This window comes from Neorhizobium sp. SOG26 (genome assembly GCF_003491345.1).
GTDB lineage: Bacteria > Pseudomonadota > Alphaproteobacteria > Rhizobiales > Rhizobiaceae > Neorhizobium > Neorhizobium turbinariae.
This window is the reverse complement of sequence record NZ_CP025512.1, coordinates 538,330-555,293: the sequence shown is the minus strand read 5'-3', so window position 1 is coordinate 555,293 and position 16,964 is coordinate 538,330. Positions and strand designations below refer to the sequence as shown.

21 protein-coding genes are annotated in these 16,964 nt (G+C 62.9%); 6 read left to right on the top strand and 15 right to left on the bottom strand.

Annotation, left to right across the window (positions count from 1 at the left end):
* Window positions 1-41: 41 nt before the first annotated feature.
* From CYG48_RS02650 to CYG48_RS02635, 4 genes are all read right to left on the bottom strand, one after another.
* Window positions 42-344: an alkylphosphonate utilization protein gene (locus CYG48_RS02650; RefSeq protein ID WP_118848961.1), complete on the bottom strand. Its 303-nt coding sequence runs from the start codon at window positions 342-344 to the stop codon at window positions 42-44.
* A 101-nt stretch (window positions 345-445) separates the two neighbouring features.
* Entirely contained in the window at window positions 446-1,255 is an 810-nt protein-coding gene (locus CYG48_RS02645) for a VOC family protein (RefSeq protein ID WP_118848960.1), read from the bottom strand.
* Between the two features lie 60 nt (window positions 1,256-1,315).
* Entirely contained in the window at window positions 1,316-1,783 is a 468-nt protein-coding gene (locus CYG48_RS02640; RefSeq protein WP_445304347.1) for a DUF1579 domain-containing protein, read from the bottom strand.
* Between the two features lie 46 nt (window positions 1,784-1,829).
* Window positions 1,830-2,576 (bottom strand): DUF899 domain-containing protein, encoded by a 747-nt coding sequence (locus tag CYG48_RS02635; protein WP_118848958.1) that lies wholly within the window; start codon window positions 2,574-2,576, stop codon window positions 1,830-1,832.
* Between the two features lie 51 nt (window positions 2,577-2,627).
* Here CYG48_RS02635 and CYG48_RS02630 point away from each other — a divergent pair, with 51 nt between their 5' ends.
* Window positions 2,628-3,086 (top strand): MarR family winged helix-turn-helix transcriptional regulator, encoded by a 459-nt coding sequence (locus CYG48_RS02630; protein WP_118848957.1) that lies wholly within the window; start codon window positions 2,628-2,630, stop codon window positions 3,084-3,086.
* Between the two features lie 63 nt (window positions 3,087-3,149).
* On the opposite strand, the gene CYG48_RS02625 is transcribed toward CYG48_RS02630, so the two are convergent.
* On the bottom strand, window positions 3,150-3,572 hold the full coding sequence (locus tag CYG48_RS02625; protein ID WP_118848956.1) for an organic hydroperoxide resistance protein: 423 nt from the start codon (window positions 3,570-3,572) through the stop codon (window positions 3,150-3,152).
* A gap of 154 nt (window positions 3,573-3,726) precedes the next feature.
* Here CYG48_RS02625 and CYG48_RS02620 point away from each other — a divergent pair, with 154 nt between their 5' ends.
* Complete coding sequence (locus CYG48_RS02620) at window positions 3,727-4,209, top strand: MarR family winged helix-turn-helix transcriptional regulator (protein WP_118848955.1); 483 nt, start codon at window positions 3,727-3,729, stop codon at window positions 4,207-4,209.
* 54 nt (window positions 4,210-4,263) lie between these two features.
* Here CYG48_RS02620 and CYG48_RS02615 read toward each other — a convergent pair whose 3' ends face one another.
* The 6 genes from CYG48_RS02615 to CYG48_RS02590 form a co-directional block, all read right to left on the bottom strand.
* The gene (locus CYG48_RS02615; RefSeq protein WP_118848954.1) at window positions 4,264-4,977 is read right to left on the bottom strand and encodes a L,D-transpeptidase family protein; all 714 of its coding nucleotides are present in this window, start codon (window positions 4,975-4,977) and stop codon (window positions 4,264-4,266) included.
* A gap of 195 nt (window positions 4,978-5,172) precedes the next feature.
* Entirely contained in the window at window positions 5,173-5,997 is an 825-nt protein-coding gene (locus tag CYG48_RS02610) for a L,D-transpeptidase (RefSeq protein ID WP_118848953.1), read from the bottom strand.
* Window positions 5,998-6,106: 109 nt separating this feature from the next.
* The gene (locus CYG48_RS02605) at window positions 6,107-6,313 is read right to left on the bottom strand and encodes a hypothetical protein (RefSeq protein ID WP_118848952.1); all 207 of its coding nucleotides are present in this window, start codon (window positions 6,311-6,313) and stop codon (window positions 6,107-6,109) included.
* A gap of 63 nt (window positions 6,314-6,376) precedes the next feature.
* Window positions 6,377-8,017 (bottom strand): cisplatin damage response ATP-dependent DNA ligase, encoded by a 1,641-nt coding sequence (locus tag CYG48_RS02600; RefSeq protein WP_118848951.1) that lies wholly within the window; start codon window positions 8,015-8,017, stop codon window positions 6,377-6,379.
* On the bottom strand, window positions 8,017-9,027 hold the full coding sequence (locus tag CYG48_RS02595; RefSeq protein ID WP_118848950.1) for a ligase-associated DNA damage response exonuclease: 1,011 nt from the start codon (window positions 9,025-9,027) through the stop codon (window positions 8,017-8,019). The genes CYG48_RS02600 and CYG48_RS02595 overlap by 1 nt, the downstream gene beginning before the upstream one ends.
* A 42-nt stretch (window positions 9,028-9,069) precedes the next feature.
* Window positions 9,070-10,581 carry an MDR family MFS transporter gene (locus tag CYG48_RS02590; RefSeq protein WP_118848949.1) on the bottom strand — a complete coding sequence of 504 codons (1,512 nt, stop codon included), beginning with the start codon at window positions 10,579-10,581 and terminating at the stop codon, window positions 9,070-9,072.
* Between the two features lie 119 nt (window positions 10,582-10,700).
* Between CYG48_RS02590 and CYG48_RS02585 the strand changes: the two genes are divergently transcribed.
* A complete protein-coding gene (locus tag CYG48_RS02585) occupies window positions 10,701-11,231 on the top strand; it encodes a MarR family winged helix-turn-helix transcriptional regulator (protein ID WP_118848948.1) in 531 nt (176 codons plus the stop codon).
* Between the two features lie 6 nt (window positions 11,232-11,237).
* Here CYG48_RS02585 and CYG48_RS02580 read toward each other — a convergent pair whose 3' ends face one another.
* The gene (locus tag CYG48_RS02580) at window positions 11,238-12,767 is read right to left on the bottom strand and encodes a sensor domain-containing protein (protein WP_118848947.1); all 1,530 of its coding nucleotides are present in this window, start codon (window positions 12,765-12,767) and stop codon (window positions 11,238-11,240) included.
* A gap of 236 nt (window positions 12,768-13,003) precedes the next feature.
* Here CYG48_RS02580 and CYG48_RS02575 point away from each other — a divergent pair, with 236 nt between their 5' ends.
* The gene (locus tag CYG48_RS02575; protein ID WP_118848946.1) at window positions 13,004-14,386 is read left to right on the top strand and encodes a TIGR03808 family TAT-translocated repetitive protein; all 1,383 of its coding nucleotides are present in this window, start codon (window positions 13,004-13,006) and stop codon (window positions 14,384-14,386) included.
* On the opposite strand, the gene CYG48_RS02570 is transcribed toward CYG48_RS02575, so the two are convergent.
* Complete coding sequence (locus CYG48_RS02570) at window positions 14,383-14,694, bottom strand: type II toxin-antitoxin system RelE/ParE family toxin (RefSeq protein ID WP_118848945.1); 312 nt, start codon at window positions 14,692-14,694, stop codon at window positions 14,383-14,385. The genes CYG48_RS02575 and CYG48_RS02570 overlap by 4 nt on opposite strands.
* The gene (locus tag CYG48_RS02565) at window positions 14,691-14,972 is read right to left on the bottom strand and encodes a ribbon-helix-helix domain-containing protein (protein ID WP_245450394.1); all 282 of its coding nucleotides are present in this window, start codon (window positions 14,970-14,972) and stop codon (window positions 14,691-14,693) included. The genes CYG48_RS02570 and CYG48_RS02565 overlap by 4 nt, the downstream gene beginning before the upstream one ends.
* A 125-nt stretch (window positions 14,973-15,097) precedes the next feature.
* Here CYG48_RS02565 and CYG48_RS02560 point away from each other — a divergent pair, with 125 nt between their 5' ends.
* Window positions 15,098-15,745 (top strand): glutathione S-transferase family protein, encoded by a 648-nt coding sequence (locus CYG48_RS02560; protein ID WP_118848943.1) that lies wholly within the window; start codon window positions 15,098-15,100, stop codon window positions 15,743-15,745.
* 10 nt (window positions 15,746-15,755) lie between these two features.
* On the opposite strand, the gene CYG48_RS02555 is transcribed toward CYG48_RS02560, so the two are convergent.
* On the bottom strand, window positions 15,756-16,652 hold the full coding sequence (locus CYG48_RS02555) for a LysR substrate-binding domain-containing protein (protein ID WP_118848942.1): 897 nt from the start codon (window positions 16,650-16,652) through the stop codon (window positions 15,756-15,758).
* A gap of 100 nt (window positions 16,653-16,752) precedes the next feature.
* Here CYG48_RS02555 and CYG48_RS02550 point away from each other — a divergent pair, with 100 nt between their 5' ends.
* On the top strand, window positions 16,753-16,962 hold the full coding sequence (locus tag CYG48_RS02550) for a hypothetical protein (RefSeq protein ID WP_118848941.1): 210 nt from the start codon (window positions 16,753-16,755) through the stop codon (window positions 16,960-16,962).
* Window positions 16,963-16,964: the final 2 nt, after the last annotated feature.

The window sequence follows — 16,964 nt, the reverse complement described above, 5'->3', positions numbered from 1 at the left end:
GAAAAAGCCGCCCGTGCCGGTGCGCGGGCGGCGCTTTCCCATTACCGCTTGCGCACGAATTCCGTGCGCAGCACGAGCCCCTTGATCGTATCGTGGCGGCAATCGATCTCCTCGGGGTTATCCGTCAGGCGGATCGACTTGATGACGGTGCCCTGCTTCAGGGTCTGGCCGGCGCCCTTGACCTTCAGGTCCTTGATGAGCGTGACGGAATCGCCGTCCTTCAGCACGTTACCGGAAGCGTCGCGCACTTCGTTCGTCTTGGCTGCCTCGGCCGCCATCTCGGAGGCCGGACGCCACTCGCCCGTCACTTCGTCATAAACATAATCATCGTTGTCGGCAGACATCGGTCTTCCTCTCGCTCCAAGTCGCATATGGGTTCGACGCGGCTTATAGCAGGCGAAGACGCTGCGGCAACGATCGAGAAGGCTGGCGCTCACCCCCACCGCTACCCCCTTGCCCCAACGAGGCAGAAGAAGGCGCCCTGCGGATCGGTTGCCTGGATGATCCAGGCGCCGCCCGGCACTTCCATGGGACCGTTGAGGATCTGGCCACCGCCCGCCTTGACGCGCTCGATCGCCGTGTCGATCAACGGGACGTTGAAGTAATAGACCCAGCAGGGCGGCATGTCCTGCGGCCTGGTCATCATGCCGCCGATCGCCTGGCCGTTGTAGGCGAAGATGTTGTACTTGCCCATCGGGCCCATATCCATGGCGTGGTCGAGCGTCCAGCCGAAGATCTTGTTGTAGAAATCGAGCGCTTCCTCGCCGTTGCCGGCGTAAAGCTCGTGCCAGCCGACATTGCCGGGATCCTGCGGCCCGAGTTCGGTCGGCGGGGTTTCCATCGGCACCGGCTTCATGATGCAAAGCACCGCACCATGCGGATCGGCAATCACGGCGAAGCGGCCGATGCCGGGAATATCCTCCGGCGCACGCTGCACATGGCCGCCGAGGCTTGTCACTTCCTTGCAGGTTTCGTCGACATCATCGACCGCGACATAACCGGTCCAGTTGGGCGGAAGCTTGCCCTCTAGCTCGGGCGGAAAATTCATCATGCCGCCGATGCCGGGGCAATTGTCGCCCTCCCCCATCTCGAACAGGAAATAGGCCGGCAGGTCGGGCATGCCGATTTCCTTCACCTTCCAGCCGACGACGGAGGAATAAAACGCACCGGATGCCGTCGTGTCGGGTGTCATCAACTCGCACCAGATGAACTTGCCATGCGTGGTCGAGCGCGACTGGGAAGCTGTCTGCAACATGCTCTTCTCCTCTTGCGGGCAGCTGCGCGACGTGGCGCGGCCCGGCTCAATGGACTGACATCACTGCTTGCGGGTGTAGTTGGCCTGCATGAACTGCTTCCAGGAGCCATCCGGCTGCTTGGCGCTGGAGGTAAAGGTGCGGTGGTCGCGATCGGTAAAGGTGATCTGCTCGCGGTAATCGCAAAGCTTGCCCTGCTGGGCAAAATCGGGGCCGGTGGTGTAGAGGCTCAGCGTGTTGCCATCCTCAGAAAGCTCACCGTCATAGACCCATAGATGGTGCATCATCGTGCCGAACCAGGTGCCGACATAGCGGCCCTTGGCCGGGTCGTAGCCCAGCGTCAGCACGGTGGTGGCGCGTTCCCCGCCCGGCATGTTTCCATTGCCTTCCGCCACGAACCAGATGCCGTTCAGCGAGCGGCAGGTCTCGGTCCAGACCTCGCCATTACCCATGTCGGCGGCATTTACCTCCCAGGTGCCGACCATCTTCTGAAGAAAGTCGTGCTGCGCCTGGGGCTTTGCCATTTCCATGGTGCTCATGAATTCTCCTCCTCTGTGTTTTTCCACCCCACCCCGCTCAATGGCAGCAGGATGAACCCTGCGGCTTCTCCTCATATTCATCATGCCGCTTGACGAAGCTCAGCGTCGAGGTCTCGTTGCGGCCGAGCGGGGCGCGGTCGAGGATCATCAGCGTGGCGCAGAGCTCCTCTCCGCCGCGGGCGTAGCTTGAATAGGTGTGGAAGACCTCGCCAGCGGCATTCTTGTAGAAGGCCGAGAGGCCGGGCAGTTCGTCGTGGCCCATCTCGCGCGGGATGTCCGTGAAATTGTAGCGGATCGTCTCCCCTGCCAGTTCCTCCGGCGTGAAAGAGACGTGAAAGTCGAAGTTGAAGTCGGAGCCGTAGGACGACACCCACGGGAAACGCCAGCCCATGCGCTTCTTGTAGGCCTCGATCTTGTCGAGCGGCGCGCGGGACACGGCGACATAGGTGACATCGTGGTTGTTGAGATGCGGCAGGGCGCCATCCATGTGATCGGACATGAAGGAGCAGCCGGGGCAGCCTGCATCCCAGTCAGGGCCGAACATGAAATGGTAGATCATCAACTGACTGCGGCCATCGAAGAGATCAGCGAGCGGGCGCCTGCCTGTCGGCGTGTCGAAGACGTATTCCTTGTCCACCTTAACCCAGGGCAGCGCCTGGCGCGCGGCGCGCACCTTGTCGCGCAGGCGGGTTTCTTCCTTTTCCAGTGCCAGCAGCGTGCGGCGCTGTTCCAGCCACTCCTCGCGGCTGGTGACAGGGTGAGATCCTGATGATGCGATATCCATGGCAAGCCTCCCATTCCTTGACATTTACGTTGATATCAACATAATATTCCCATGCTGTCAAACGCCGCCGAAATCGAATCAGTCTCCTTTGCCACCACCATCCATGTTCGTGACACGTGCCTGTGCCTTCATGTGCAGCGAGCTGCCCGCGCGCTTGCCCGCCGTTTCGACAATGCGCTGAAGCCGATCGGGCTGAACAACGGGCAATTTTCACTGATGATGTCGCTCAATCGCCCGCAGCCGGCGACGATGAGTTCGGTGGTGCAGCTGCTTGCCATGGACCGCACCACGCTGACAGCGGCACTCAAGGTGTTGGAGCGCCGGGGGCTGGTAGCTTCGACGGTAGATCCGCAGGATCGGCGCGGCCGCCTGCTGAAACTGACGGATGAGGGAATGGCGTTGCTGTCGGCCGCGGTGCCGATCTGGAAACGGGTTCATGCGGAGGTGGATGCGGGCTTGGGGGACGACGGGCCGGACCAACTGAGGTCACTGCTCGGCGCGATCCGGTAACGCCCAAAAGAAAAGCCGGTCCCTTAAGGGAGCCGGCCTTGTTGTTTGGCAGAAGTGTCGAGATTATTCGACGGTCACCTGGACCTCGGTGGAGGTGCGCATGGCGTGGCTGTAAGGGCAGACGATGTGTGCCTTGGCGACGAGATCTTCGAGCTGCGCCCGTTCGATGCCTGGTGCGCTGACCGAAAGCGATACTTCGATGCCGAAGCCGCCACCGTCTTCGCGCGGGCCGATGCCGACGGTCGCGGTGACCTTGGCGTCATCGGGGATCTTCACCTTTTCCTTGCCGGCGACGTTCTTCAGTGCGCCGAGGAAGCAGGCCGAATAACCGGTCGCGAAGAGTTGTTCGGGATTGGTGCCGCGGGCGCCATCGCCGCCGAGTTCCTTCGGAACGGTCAGCGTCACATCAAGAACGCCATCTTCGGAAACGCCGTGGCCGGCGCGGCCACCCGTTGCAGATGCTTTGGTCGTGTAAAGGATAGGCATGGTTGAACTCCTTTGGTTGAACCGTAGTGGCTTGTTGAACCTGGCGGCCAGCATTTAACTCGACCGCAATTGAATTGCGCACAATCAAGTTACGCACATTGCATTCCGTGGTCAAGTCTGTAAAATGCACGCCATGTCAAAGCTAGAGCACGAAATGGTGAAGTCAGGCCCGGGAGCGCAGAAAAAGGCGAAGGCTGCGAGGCCGGCGCCGATCCAGCTCGATGCGCAGCTGTGCTTTGCGATCTACGGGGCGGCGCATGCCTTCAACCGTACCTACAAGCCGCTGCTGGAGCCGCTTGGCCTCACCTACCCGCAATACCTTGTCATGCTGGCGCTGTGGGAAGACGACGGGCAGACGGTGAAGGCCATCGGCGAGCGGCTGGGGCTTGATTCCGGGACGCTGTCGCCGCTCCTCAAGCGGCTCGAGCAATCCGGGCTCGTGACGCGCAACCGCGACCCGCGCGACGAGCGCCAGGTGACGATCACGCTGACGCAGAAGGGACAGGACCTGGAGCGCCAGGCGCTGACGGTTTACGCGGCAATCGGTCAAGCGCTCGGCTGCAGCATGGAGGAAGCCGCGGCATTGCGCGACGGGCTGATCGGCCTGAAACAGCGGCTGAACAGCGAAGAACGGTAGAGAGCCAAATGGAAGAAGCCCCAGCCAGACTGGCCGGGGCCGCTTAATTTAGGTTTATTGCCAGACCACGATACGCGCCTTGCTCGGCACGCGCTCATAGAGGTCGATGATGTCCTGGTTCATCAGGCGCACACAGCCCGACGACACGGCCTTGCCGATCGACTGCCATTCCGGCGATCCATGCAGGCGGTAGAGCGTGTCCTGGCCATTCTGGAAGATATAGAGCGCACGGGCGCCGAGCGGGTTCTTCAGGCCCGGCGGCATGCCGCCATTGTCGGCCGAATAACGGGCAAGCTCCGGCTGGCGCGCAATCATCTCGTTCGGCGGCGTCCACTTCGGCCATTTCTGACGCCACTGGATGACGCCATCACCGGACCAGGAGAAGCCTTCGCGGCCGATACCCACGCCGTAGCGCATGGCGGTGCCGCCCGGCTCCACAAGGTAAAGGAAGCGCGAGGGCGTATCGACGACGACCGTGCCGGGACGCTCGCCTGTCGGATCGACCACGCGCTGCCGGTAGTAGCGCGGATTGATCTGCTGGTAGGGAATGGCCGGGATGACGAAGCCACCATCAACAACGGTACCGTACATCCGGTCGAGTTCCGAATCCGGACCAGGGCCCGGCAACGGGTCAGGCTGGAAGGCGACGGTCGACACGATGCGGCGCGGCGCGGGCGCCGACGAGGCACAGGACGCAAGCGTCGCGGTTGCACCGACACCGAGCAGCGAAAGGAAGCTCCGGCGGGAAAAGGGTGAATGCAGAACCATGTGAGGCAGAACCGTTCGGTATGAAAACGCAGAGACAGCAAAATCGCACGTCAACGGCGAGCGAGGCAAAAGGTTCCACGGGCCGCCGTGAGTTCAAGATAGGGCGCCGGTTGTTAACCAACCATTCACGTCAGGGACACGCGCGTTCACACGATGGGGATAAGCTGGCAGGGCGCCGCTATCCCTGCCCGGCTCTTACATGACGACGATCGGCGTCCCGGACGGCACCCGGTCGAAGAGGTCGATGATGTCCTGGTTGAACATGCGCACGCAACCGGACGAGGTTGCCTTGCCGACAGACTGCCAATCCGGCGTGCCGTGGACGCGGTAGAGCGTGTCCTGGCCGTCGCGGTAAATGTAGAGCGCACGGGCGCCGAGCGGATTGTTGAGGCCGGGAAGCGCACCACTTTCGGCGGCAGCGAACTGGCGCAGTTCCGGCTGGCGGGCGACCATGTCCTGCGGCGGGGTCCAGCGCGGCCACTTCCCCTTGCGCTGGATGACACCGCGGCCCTGCCAGGCAAAACCGGCCTTACCGAGGCCAACGCCATACCGCAACGCCTTGCCGCCGGGCTGGACGAAATAGAGGTAATGGGCCTTGGTATCGACGACGATCGTGCCGACCGGCTCGTTGGTGCGGTAAGCGACCTCCTGGCGAAGGAAGCGCGGGTCGACACGCGAATAAGGAATGGCCGGCAACGTGAAGCCACCATCGCGGATCACGCCATACATGGCGCGGTGCACGGGGTTCGAGACCGGCAGGCCGTAAGTCTGGTGGAACTGGGTCTGATAAAGCTCGCGCCGTTGCGGGATCGGCTCCTTCACCGGCAGCGCCTGTGGCTGCACCGGTTCGGCATATGCCGGATTGTAGAAGACCGGCGCCGTTTCGCGCGCAAAGACATCGGCGTTCATGCGGCTGGTGTCGGTCACGAAAGGCACCTGGCAGCCGGCGAGCGTGGCACTTGCAAGGCCGAGCACCGAAAGCGACAGGATGCGGCGGAACGAACGAGAAGAGCTTGGCATGGAACCCACTTCCGGCAGATGATATCGGCGCGGATAGTGGCAGGTGCGGCTGGCGCGAGGCTGACGTCAGTCGCCAGCCAACCGGGGCAGAGGTTTTGCGGTGTGACCGCTAGAGCTTTTTCGTGCGCAGCGCGTGCTTTTCCTTGCACCACCTCAGCACCGCAAACAGGAACGGGCCGGCGGTGCCGGCGAGGATTGCGGTGCCGATGAGATAGCCCAGCATCGAGGCGCCGAGGATCTCCTGGCCGATGTAGGCGGCGGCGAAGCAGCCGAGCAGTGCGATAATGCCTTTGGTCATGAAATCGGAGCTGGTCATTTCCAAACCCTTACCTGCACCCATACCGTACTGCGATGTGAGATGTGGCAGTGCAGCACGAGGTCAAGACTCGCGTGCTTCGACCATCGCCGTCAGGGCGGCGAGCCGGTCTGCATCGCGCGGGAGCTTGTCGGTGCGCAGCCTCGCAATGCGGGGAAAACGCATGGCGACACCGGACTTGTGGCGGGTGGAACGGTTGATGCCCTCGAAGGCGACTTCAAGCACGAAACCGAAATCGGGTTCGGCGCGCACCGCCCGCACCGGGCCGAAGCGTTCCACCGTATTGTCGCGCACGAACTTGTCCAGCACTTCGAGTTCGGCATCGGTGAAGCCGAAATAGGCCTTGCCGACCGGAACGAGTTCCTGCCCGTTCGGCGTATCGGCCCAGACACCAAAGGTGAAATCGGAATAATAGCTGGAACGCTTGCCGTGGCCGCGCTGGGCATAGAGCATCACCGCGTCGATATTATAGGGATCGCGCTTCCACTTGAACCACGGCCCCTTGAGGCGTCCGGCCTGGTAGACACTGTCCTTGCGCTTGATCATTACCCCTTCGATCACCGGATCCGGTGGCGCGAGGCGCAGTTGGTCCAGTTCCTCCCAGGTGGAGAAGGGCACGAGCTGCGACAGGTCGAAACGGTCGTGCGGGGCACGCTCGATCAGCTCGGCGAGGCGCTTCCGCCGCTCCAAGAAACCTTCCGCTCGGACATCCTCGTCCCGCTCGAACAGGAGGTCGTAGCTGCGCACGAAGGCCGGATATTCATCCAGCATCTTGTTGTTGACCGTCTTGCGGTTCAACCGCTGCTGCAGGTCAGAGAATGTGCGCGTCGGGCTGTTGGAGCGCGTTGTGCCGCCGACCAGCAATTCGCCGTCGATGACGCCTTCGAAGTTGATCGCCTCGACGACGTCCGGAAAGGCATTGGTGATGTCGTCGCCGGAGCGGGAATAGAGTTTGCGGGTGCCGCCAAAGCTCGACATCTGCACCCGGATGCCGTCCCACTTCCATTCGGCGGCGTAGTCCTTCGGATCGAGCTTGGCGAGATCCCCCTCCTCCACCGGATTGGCGAGCATGACGGAATGGAAGATCGCTGGCGTGGCAAGCACCGGCTTTTCGCCCTTGCCCTCGAGCCAGGCGAACAGCGCCTCGTATGGCGGTGCAAGGCCGTGCCACAGGGTCTCGATCTCGGTGACGTCGCGCTTGTTGTCGCCCAGGCCGCTCATGTCCGACAGCGCCTGCTTGGCAAGCCGGGCGGAAACGCCGATGCGCAGCGACCCGGTGGCGAGTTTGAGGAAAGCAAAGCGGCTCGACGGGTCAAGCTGATCTAGGAGGTCGCGCACTGCGCCGCGGACTTCGAGGCGCCCGAGCGAGTTCATGCGCGTCACCACCTCGCTCAGCCGCGGCTGGTGGCTGTCATCCACCCGCTCCTTGCGGCCACCATCCCAGACAAGCGCGATCGTTTCGGCAAGGTCACCGACGTAATCGTAGGAATACTGGAAGAGCACCGGATCAAGGCGTTCGAGCACGAGTTCGCGCAGCATGGCGGGCTTGACGCTCTTGAGATCCAGTGCGCCCGCAAGGGCTGCAAGGCCATAACCACGATCGGGATCGGGTGTATCGCGGAAATAATCGGCGAGCAGCTTCAGCTTGCCGTTCCGGGACGGCGTGAGCACGAGGCGGTCGAGAAGTGTCGCGAAGGCTTTCATCAATCCCCCTCGTCTTCGTAACCGACCAGATGCAGTGGCCGCGCCGGGATGCCCTGCAGCTCGCACCAGCGTACAAGCGCTTCCTCGCGGCCGTGGGTCACCCACACCTCGGCGGGCTTGATCTCGTTGATTGTGTCGAGCAGCTCGGGCCAATCGCAGTGATCGGAAATCACCAGCGGCAGTTCCACACCGCCCTGCTTGGCGCGCTGGCGCACCATCATCCAGCCGGAGGCAAAACAGATCATCGGTTCGTTGAAGCGGCGCGCCCAGCGCTCCTGGAAGGCGGAGGGCGGGCCGACGATGACCGCACCCTTGAAGGCTTCGGGATTGCTCTTTTCGACGGTGGCCGGGCGGATTTCGCCAAGGTCGATGCCCTGGCTCACGTAGTAGTCGCAGAGTTTCGCAAGCGCGCCGTGGATGAAGATCGGCTTGTCGTACCCGCAATCGCGGATCAGCCGGATGACACGCTGCGCCTTGCCGAGCGCATAGGCGCCCACCAGGTGGCTACGCTCCGGAAACTGCTCGATCGAGGTAAAGAGTTTTCCCACCTCCTCCTTCGGATCCGGATGGTGGAAGACCGGCAGGCCGAAAGTCGCTTCGGTGATGAAGATATCGCAGGCAACCGGCACGAAGGGCGCGCAGGTGGGATCGACGCCGCGCTTGTAATCGCCCGAAACGACGATGCGCAGGCCGTCGCGCTCGATCGCGATCTGCGCCGAACCCAGCACATGGCCCGCCGGGTGGAAACTGACGCGCACGCCGTTGACGTCTATCTCTTCCCCGAACGCTGCCGCCTGCTCCGAGCTGCAGAAATCTTCGCCGTAGCGGATGCGCATGATGTCGAGCGTCTGGCGGGTGGCGAGCACATGGCCGTGGCCAGAGCGCGCATGGTCGGAATGGCCATGGGTGATCAGCGCCCGTTCCACCGGACGGACAGGATCAACATGAAAGCGGCCGATGGGGCAGAACAGCCCGGCGGGGGTTGGATGAAGCAGGGCCTCAGGTTTCATGCCCTTCACAGATAGGGCATGAGCGGGAGTTTCAAAGATGCATCAGGCGCGCCGGTCGGTGGCGACAGGCAGCCGGACATTCTTGAGGAACAGCGCCGCGATGAGTCCCAGGCTGGCAATCGTTGCAGCCGTGAGGAAGAGCGTCTCGAAGGCACCTTGATAGACCTGGCCGATCAGTTGGCGCGTCTCGTCGGGCAGTTCACTCAGCACCTTTGGCGTCAACTCCGACAGGTTGATGCCGCCGGGCAAGCCGAGATCAACATGCGCGACATTCGACCCGATGATCGCGCCATAGATCGAGATGGCGATCGCCGCTCCGCCCATGCGGGTCAGCGTCACGGCACCCGTCGCAGCACCGACATCGCCACGCGGGGCGCTGTTCTGCACGCCGATGATCGGCGCCTGCTGGCCGAAACCGATCGCCAATCCCTGGAAGGCCATGAGGATGCCGACGAGGAGGAGCGGCGAACCGGCATGCAACTGCGACATCAGCGCCAGCGAGATGACATTGATGGTGAGGCCAAGCACGGAGAACGGCTTGTAGCGGCCGGTGCGGGAAATCAGCCGGCCAGCCGACATCGAACCAATCACGATCCCGACGGTGCTGCACATGAAGAACAGTCCGGCTGCGATGGGTGTCAGCCCGCTCGTCATCTGCAGGTAGAGCGCGATGTAGTTCACCATGCCGATCGCCACGCCGCCGGTCATCAGCGAAACGATGAGGAACAGCGTGAAGGTGGAGTCTCGGAAAAGCGTCAGCGGCACGATCGGTTCAGGCGCGCGCGATTCCACGAAAAGCCAGATGCAGGCGCTGACGGCGCCGAGCGCGATGATCATCAGCGCCTCGCGCCCGATCAGCGAGCCGAAGATCTGGCCGCTATCGGCCCAGAGCACAACCGAGCAGGTCGTGCCGGCAAGGAACAGCGCGCCGAGGTAATCGATCTTCGGCTTGCGGGTCGGACGCCGGTAGGGAAGCATCAGGATGAGCCCCGTGACAGCGATGATGCCGATCGGCACGTTGATGAGGAAGATCGACCGCCAGCCGAAAAGATCGCTCATCGTGCCGCCGAGGATGGGCCCAAGGCTGCTCGACGCCATGATGACCAGGCTCGTATAGCTCTGATACTTCGCCCGCTCGCGCGGCTCGAACAGGTCGGCATTGATGGAGAAGATCGACACCATGATGCCGCCGCCGCCAAAACCCTGGATGACGCGGGCAGCGATCAGCGAGTTCATCGACCATGCAAAACCGCAAAGCACGGAGCCGAAGGCAAACAGCGTGATCGCGACGAGGATGATGTATTTGCGGCCGAACAGGTCGCCCAGCTTGCCGTAGATCGGCATCACCGCGCTCATGGCGAGGAGGTAAGCGGAGCCGATCCAGCCGAAGCGCTCAAGCTCGCCGAACTCGCCGACAATCGTGGGCAGTGCCGTCGACACGATCTGGTTGTCGAGCGTGGCCATGAAGAGCGAGGTGAGCAGGAACAGGAACACCACCAAGCGCTGACGCGGGTCGGTGACGAGCGGCGCCGGCGCCGATTGGGTCATATCCATGGGAGTAATCCGTTGTGAGCGCAATTTATGTGCGCGCCGCACATAAATGTCAATCGCACTCGCATGATTACCGCACAAGATGATGGAAATCTGGTGCCGCATGCTGTAGCGTTGCCGGCATGACCATGTCATCTGCCCTCAGAGCCAGGAAAGAGAGCCATCCGGACCGCACCGCGCGTATCGGCGACCTCTTGGCGCGCATGCGACTGCTCATCGGGCGGCGGATCATCGGCCGCACCGCGCTTGCCAATATCGCGCCGGGGCTCGACATCTCGCATCTCGACGTGCTCGACGCCATGCGCCGTATCGAGGGCGAAATCACCGTCGGTGCAATTGCGGAGGTGCTGCGCATCGACCCGTCGCGCGGCAGCCGTCTCGTGGCCGACCTCGTTGGCCGCGGCATCCTCAGGCGGGAAGCCTCTCAGGAGGATGGCCGGCGGTCGCTGGTGGTGCGCACCGAGTTTGGCGATACGCTGCTGGCGGAAATCCGGGCGGTGAAGCGCACGCTGCTCACCGGCGTGCTGGAAGACTGGGACGAAGACGAGCTCGAAGCCTTCTCGACGCTTTTCGAGAAGTTCATCTGCGATTTCGAGTCGATCTACCTGCAGGCGGAAAAGGCGCAGGAACAGCGGGCAGAGCCCAAGGACTGACCAGGATCAGGCCGGAACGATGGGCGGCGCGCCGGGCTCGGACACGCGAAGCCTGTCCTTGCCTTCATGTTTTGCCTCGTACATCGCGCGGTCTGCGCGGGCGAGAAGCGTTTCCGGCGTATCACCATCCTGTGGGAAGAAGGCAACGCCCATGCTGCAGGTTGCCTGGATGCTGTCGCCCTCGACCTCGATCGGCCGAGCCACCGCAAGCCGCAGTTCCTGCAGGCGACGGATGACGCCGGCCTCGTCATGGGTGATGTTGCTGAAGACGATGGCGAATTCATCGCCGCCCAGGCGCGCGAGCAGATCACTGGCGCGGATGCAACTCGACATGCGGTGGGCAAGCGCCTTCAGCACCTCGTCGCCGGCGGCATGGCCGAGCCCATCGTTGATCTGCTTGAAATTGTCGACGTCGATATAGGCAACCGTGATCTTGCGGCCTTCGCGGCGGCCTTCATGCAGGGCGCGGGCGAACTGGGTCCAGAACAGGGCGCGGTTGGGAAGGCCCGTCAGCGGGTCGTGATGAGCCATATGCTGGATGCGCTCTTCGGCACGCGCCCGCTCGATGGCGATGCCGGCAAGGTCGGTCGCCATGGCGGTCAGTTCCAGCTCAAGCGCGGTCGGCTCGCGCGGCGTATTCGAATAAAGGCCGAAGGTGCCGAGGACGCGCCCATCCGGGCTCATGATCGGAGTGGACCAGCAGGAGCGGAAACCGAACAACACCGCGAGTTCGCGAAAATCCGACCAGAGCGGATCTTCCAGCACATCACGGACGAAAACAGGCGCGCGCCGCCAGGCAGCGGTGCCGCAGGAACCGACCTTCGGTCCGACCTCAAGCCCGTCGATCGCCTTGACGTAGGCCGGTGGCAGGCGGGTCGTTGCGCCATGGCGCAGCCTCTGGTTCTGCTCGTCGAGCAGCAGGAAGGAGGCGGTGATCTCATCGAGTTCGTCCTCGACGGTCGAGACGAGCGCATCAAGCACCGTCTGCAGCGGCTGGCCGCGCGCGATCATCTCGAGCAGTCTCGCATGGCCATGGCGGCGGGCGTCCTGGCGCTTGCGTTCGGTGATATCCCGCGAAATACCGACAAGACCAATAATCTCGCCCGCATCATTGCGCAGCGGCGTCTTGGAGGTGGTCAGCCACAGCGTGCGCTCGTCCGCGAGCGTGATACGCTCTTCACGGTTCTCGTAGGCCGTCCCACTCGACATCAGGTCCTGTTCGGCAAGGAAGGTTTCCTTGGCGCAGCCAAGCTCGAGCAGGTCGAAATCCGTCAGGCCAATCACGTTGCCGCTGGCGAAGCTCACCAGCCGGCTGGCTGCCTTGTTGGCGAAGACGAAGCGGCTGCGCCTGTCCTTGACGTAGATGAAATCCGGAAGCTGATCGAGAAGAACACGTGTGCGGATATGAAGAGCATCCGCGGCAGCCTGCGGATCCATGCTGTTGTCCGTGGCGGTATCGACGAGGCGCGCCCAGGAGCTATCCAGAGGATCTACTGCGAATGTCAGTGACTTGTCATGCGATACGGGCTTGACCATCCCATCCACTCTTCTCGTCCCGGAAGCCACGGTGTTTCCGCTTTCAGGTCCGCATGATGGAGTAAAATTCCTTCTCCTTTTTTAAGAAGTTCGAGAAATTGCCGCACTTGGTCCCGGAGATCCGGGCGTTCGGGCCCTTTCTGAACGCTTCCGGGGTGGCATTTGGAGATTAAAAAGCTTTCGCGCCGAGAATGCCCGTGGACGCCCAGGGAACCCATGGAGGACGCACGCGCAAGATGAGGACGATCTCGAGACGCTCGGTTTTGCAGGTGTTGGCCGGAGCCACCGTGGCCGCGGGCGCTCCGCCGTTCGTCCGGCGCGCCTCCGCGGCAAAAGCCACTCCAGTGATTGGCGGCGAGTTGCGCGGGGCGATCGATGCGAGCCAGCACGGCGTGACACCCGGCGGCGGCGCGCGCCAAGGGCGCAAGCTTGCAGAACTCATTTCGCAGGCGGCGCGGCAGGACCTGCCGGTCTTGCTGCCGCCGGGAAATTACCCTGTTTCAGACCTACAACTGCCGGATGGCGCGCGGATCACCGGCGTTGCGGGTGCCTCGCGGCTGGTACAGGCAGGCGGCGGCCCCGTGTTGCGGGCCGATGGCGCAGGCCGGGTCGAGCTTTCCAACCTCGTCATTGACGGAACAGCCGGCGAAGAGAGCCCAGCGCTTCTGCACCTTCGCGGCGTCGGCAGCCTCACCCTCGACAACTGCGAGATCCATGGCGGGCGCAGAAACGCGCTCAACCTGGAGCGCTGCGGCGGGCGCATCGAACGCAGCCGCATCTCGGGTGCCGGCGACTATGGCATCCTCGCCGTCGACAGTTCCGGACTTTCCGTTACCGGCAATGTGCTGGAGGATTGCGGCAATGGCGGCATCCTGATCCACCGCTCGGCCAAGGGCAGCGACGGCACGATCGTTTCCGGCAACCGGATCACCCGCACCGGCGCCAGCCTTGGCGGAACCGGGCAATATGGCAATGCGATCAACCTCTTTCGCGCCGACAACGTGATCGTGTCGGGAAACCACATCAGCGACTCCGCCTTTTCGGCGGTCCGGGCAAACAGCGCCTCCAACGCGCAGATCGTCAACAACCAGTGCCTCCGTTCAGGCGAGACGGCGATCTATGCAGAGTTCGCCTTCGAAGGCGCGATCATCTCCGGAAACATCATCGACGGCGCGGCGAACGGCATCTCGGTCGTCAACTTCAACGAAGGCGGGCGGCTCGCCACCGTGGTGAACAACATCGTCCGCAACCTGAGGCTCGTCGGGCCATATGTGCTGGACGAAGCGATCTTCGGCGTCGGCATCAGCGTCGAGGCCGATACTGTGGTCAGCGGCAATGCGGTGGAAGACGCGCCGCTCTGGGGTTTGGCAGTGGGTTCCGGGCCATACCTCAGGAACGTGTCGGTCACCGGCAATGTCGTGCGCCAAGCCGGCACCGGCTGTGCGGTCACCGTCGTCGAGGGTGCCGGCAACGCGCTGATCGCCAACAACCTGTTCCAGTCGGTCGAACGCGGCGCCATCATCGGTTATCGCTGGAAGGCGCCGGCAACGCGCGACCTCATCGCGAGCCCGGTCGAGAGCTTTGCGCATCTGGCGATCGAGAACAACCGGGCGGGTTAGTCCGCCTGTGACGGCAGATCCTTTAGGTCAACCTTTCGCCCGCGATGGAAGATCCGGACGATCACAACGCGGTTGTTTCGGACGATGAAGGCGATCGTCGCGCGTCGCCGGAACCCGACGAGCCTCAAGCCCGGCCTGACATCGGAGCGGCTGCCTCGGTGAGGAAAGTTTTCAAAGGACATGCAGTAGTCGACGAGCGTGTCGACGTACCGCCGGGCCACCTGCTCTCCTGCGCGTTCAACGATATAGCTGAGAATTTCTGCGACGTCGTCTTCCGCCCTTTGCGAGAAACGAACCTCGTATTTCATCCCTTGCCTGCGACCATGCCGGAAATGCGGGATTGCAGGCGTTCGCGCGTTTCTTCAAGAGAGTATGTTTTCTCCCGTCCGGCGTCTATTGCGTCAACCGTCGGCCCCACGTCTTCCACCAGCCAACGATCAAAGGCTGCATCGTCTTCAGCAAGGGCGCGGAGGCTGTCGGCAATGACGTCGCTCTCGGAGGCGTAGCGGCCAGACGCTACCTTGGCCCTGACCAGTTCGGCCATCTCGAGCGGCAAGGTTATCTTCAGCGATGTCGTGGCTGCCACCATAGTCTCCAAACATTGCGAGGCCTGTTTATCCTATCGAAAACTTTCATGATCGTCCAACGGCCATTGATCTTCCGTCCTGCCTTCTTCCCCATTAGCTTGCGTGCGAACCTGAGGAGACACTGATGCTGAGAATCTATGGCGTTTACCGGTCGCGCGCGACGAGACCGCTTTGGCTTGCCGGAGAAATCGGTCTGCCGTTCGAGCATGTGCCGGTGATCCAGGCCTATCGCCTGCCCGACCCCAACGCGCCCGGTGCGCCGGTCAACACACGCTCGCCGGAGTTCCTCAAGGTCAACCCGATGGGCTCGATCCCGTCGATCGATGACGATGGCTTCGTGCTGCATGAATCGCTGGCGATCTCGCTCTACCTCGCCCGCAAGTATGGTGGCGGTCTGGGACCGAAGGACGTCAACGAGGAGGCGCTGATGATCCAGTGGTCCTTATTTGCCGCCACCAGCATCGAGTCCTCGGCGCTCGACATCCAGTCCGCCAAGGCCGACACGGCGGAAGGCAAGGCGCAGGTCGCGGATGCAGCGCGCAACCTGGAACGGCCTTTCGACCGGCTGGAAGAACACTTCGCCAAGACGGATTACCTCGTCGGCGACCGGTTTACGGCAGCCGACATCAATGTCGCGGAAATCGTGCGTTATGCCCGCGGGCATGCAGCGCTGTTCGCCAACCGCCCGGCGCTCAACGCCTGGTACGAGCGGTGCACGAGCCGCCCCGCCTACCAGGACATGTGGGCGAAGCGGAACGCAGAACCGGCCTGATCCGAGTTCGTCAGCCGCCGGATGGTTGAAGCTCCGCCAGCTCTTGCCTGAGCCACTGGTGGAACGCCTTGACCTTCGGCGGCTGGCGCATGCCCAACGGCGTTACGACATAGTGACCGAAACCGGTTGCGGCGCGTATATCGAAGGGCTCCACCAGCTTGCATTCCTTCAGCGGATAGGCGGCAAGCGTTTGCCAGGCGAGCATCACCCCCTCGCCTGCGATCGTGGCGTCCAGGCAGAGCGACGCCTCGTTGAAGACGTGCCGTACATCGAGCGGCCGCGGCTCGACACCGGCGGCCCGCAGCCAGACATCCCAGCTGAACATCCCGCTGCCATCAATGATGACGGGCAGATCCAGGATGTCTTCAGGGCGCTGCAGGCGGTTCGCGAGTGCTGGGCTGCAAACCGGGAAGATGAACTGCTGCAGGAGAAGCTCCGCCTCGACGCCCGGCCACTTGCCGGACCCGACGCGGATGCCGAGATCAACGCCATCCGCCACAAAGTCCGCCATCGCTGTCGTGGCCTCGATCCGCAGGCGGATTTCCGGGTGACGCGCCGAAAAACGGTCGAGCCTATGGACGAGGAAACGCGCCGCGAACACCGGGGCGACCGAGATCGTCAGCAGCTTTTCATCGCGCTGCTTGCCCAGCGCCACTGCTTCCGACAACTGCCGGAAACCATCAGCCAGCCGCGCCAGCATCGGCCGCGCCGCATCCGCCGGGACCATGCCCTTCGGAAGGCGCTGGAAGACCGGATGACCAAGCTGCATCTCCGCCTTGATCACCTGCTGGCTGACCGCGCCAACCGACACGCCAAGCTCGGCGGCAGCGGCCTGGAGAGAACCGAGACGGGCCACGGCCTCGATCGCCCGAAGGCCGTTCAGGTGGATCGTGTTCAGGTTGTTCATATAGAAAATCTATAACAGGCGACTGAGAAAGTCGATTGCTTCAGCGCGTGCCGGCGCGCATCATCAGCCTGCAAATAAACGGTATTTGCGAGGTGACGTCATGAACGTCTTCAAGTTTTTCTTCAACATCAGCAGTTTGTTCAATGCACCGCACGCGGTGAGCGCAGTCATGCCCGATCCCGGCGACCACCCGGAGGTCCGCTCCATGGACATGCGGCAGCTGGCCGACCTTCCATGGCCGCGCCGGCCGGAACTGGAAGCGGAGCAAGAGGCTCCGCACCCGATGCAGCACCTGTCGCGCTGCGCCTGAAG

Coding starts and splice junctions, on each gene's coding strand:
- CYG48_RS02550 (WP_118848941.1), top strand. CDS start 16,753: ATGAACGTCTTCAAGTTTTTCTTCAACATCAGCAGTTTGTTCAATGCA.
- CYG48_RS02645 (WP_118848960.1), bottom strand. CDS start 1,255: ATGTTGCAGACAGCTTCCCAGTCGCGCTCGACCACGCATGGCAAGTTC.
- CYG48_RS02590 (WP_118848949.1), bottom strand. CDS start 10,581: ATGGATATGACCCAATCGGCGCCGGCGCCGCTCGTCACCGACCCGCGT.
- CYG48_RS02625 (WP_118848956.1), bottom strand. CDS start 3,572: ATGCCTATCCTTTACACGACCAAAGCATCTGCAACGGGTGGCCGCGCC.
- CYG48_RS02620 (WP_118848955.1), top strand. CDS start 3,727: ATGGTGAAGTCAGGCCCGGGAGCGCAGAAAAAGGCGAAGGCTGCGAGG.
- CYG48_RS02650 (WP_118848961.1), bottom strand. CDS start 344: ATGTCTGCCGACAACGATGATTATGTTTATGACGAAGTGACGGGCGAG.
- CYG48_RS02555 (WP_118848942.1), bottom strand. CDS start 16,652: ATGAACAACCTGAACACGATCCACCTGAACGGCCTTCGGGCGATCGAG.
- CYG48_RS02595 (WP_118848950.1), bottom strand. CDS start 9,027: ATGAAACCTGAGGCCCTGCTTCATCCAACCCCCGCCGGGCTGTTCTGC.
- CYG48_RS02610 (WP_118848953.1), bottom strand. CDS start 5,997: ATGCCAAGCTCTTCTCGTTCGTTCCGCCGCATCCTGTCGCTTTCGGTG.
- CYG48_RS02570 (WP_118848945.1), bottom strand. CDS start 14,694: ATGAAATACGAGGTTCGTTTCTCGCAAAGGGCGGAAGACGACGTCGCA.
- CYG48_RS02630 (WP_118848957.1), top strand. CDS start 2,628: ATGCTGTCAAACGCCGCCGAAATCGAATCAGTCTCCTTTGCCACCACC.
- CYG48_RS02615 (WP_118848954.1), bottom strand. CDS start 4,977: ATGGTTCTGCATTCACCCTTTTCCCGCCGGAGCTTCCTTTCGCTGCTC.
- CYG48_RS02635 (WP_118848958.1), bottom strand. CDS start 2,576: ATGGATATCGCATCATCAGGATCTCACCCTGTCACCAGCCGCGAGGAG.
- CYG48_RS02640 (WP_445304347.1), bottom strand. CDS start 1,783: ATGGAAATGGCAAAGCCCCAGGCGCAGCACGACTTTCTTCAGAAGATG.
- CYG48_RS02560 (WP_118848943.1), top strand. CDS start 15,098: ATGCTGAGAATCTATGGCGTTTACCGGTCGCGCGCGACGAGACCGCTT.
- CYG48_RS02600 (WP_118848951.1), bottom strand. CDS start 8,017: ATGAAAGCCTTCGCGACACTTCTCGACCGCCTCGTGCTCACGCCGTCC.
- CYG48_RS02605 (WP_118848952.1), bottom strand. CDS start 6,313: ATGACCAGCTCCGATTTCATGACCAAAGGCATTATCGCACTGCTCGGC.
- CYG48_RS02575 (WP_118848946.1), top strand. CDS start 13,004: ATGAGGACGATCTCGAGACGCTCGGTTTTGCAGGTGTTGGCCGGAGCC.
- CYG48_RS02585 (WP_118848948.1), top strand. CDS start 10,701: ATGACCATGTCATCTGCCCTCAGAGCCAGGAAAGAGAGCCATCCGGAC.
- CYG48_RS02580 (WP_118848947.1), bottom strand. CDS start 12,767: ATGGTCAAGCCCGTATCGCATGACAAGTCACTGACATTCGCAGTAGAT.